At 58.2% G+C, this 352-nt stretch carries 1 protein-coding gene; it reads left to right on the forward strand.

The window, feature by feature from the left end; all coding sequences use genetic code 11:
• The coding region (locus CWO84_RS15375) for an AMP-binding protein (protein WP_133120702.1) at positions 1-352 on the forward strand (352 nt) is incomplete at both ends.

Consider the following 352-nt stretch of genomic DNA (forward strand, 5'->3'; position numbering starts at 1 on the left):
GCATTATCTGATCGCCCAAGGCGTCGGCCCGGATGTGCTGGTGGGCATCTGCATCGAACGCTCCTTGGAAATGGTGATTGGCCTGTTGGGGATATTGAAGGCCGGCGGGGCTTATTTGCCGCTCGATCCGCAGTATCCCGAGGATCGGTTGGCGTTCATGCTGGACGACGCCGGCGTCGGATTGTTGCTGACCCGATCAGGCTTGGTGGATTTAATCAATGCTGGCCACCGACAAATGATTTTTCTGGACAGCGACTGGCCGTCGATCGCCCTATGTCCTGAGCATAACCCGGCACCGCGCAACCACCCGCTGGATCTGGCCTATATCATCTATACCTCCGGTTCGACCGGC

It is taken from the genome of Methylomonas sp. Kb3 (assembly GCF_002834115.1).
Taxonomy (GTDB): Bacteria; Pseudomonadota; Gammaproteobacteria; order Methylococcales; family Methylomonadaceae; genus Methylomonas; species Methylomonas defluvii.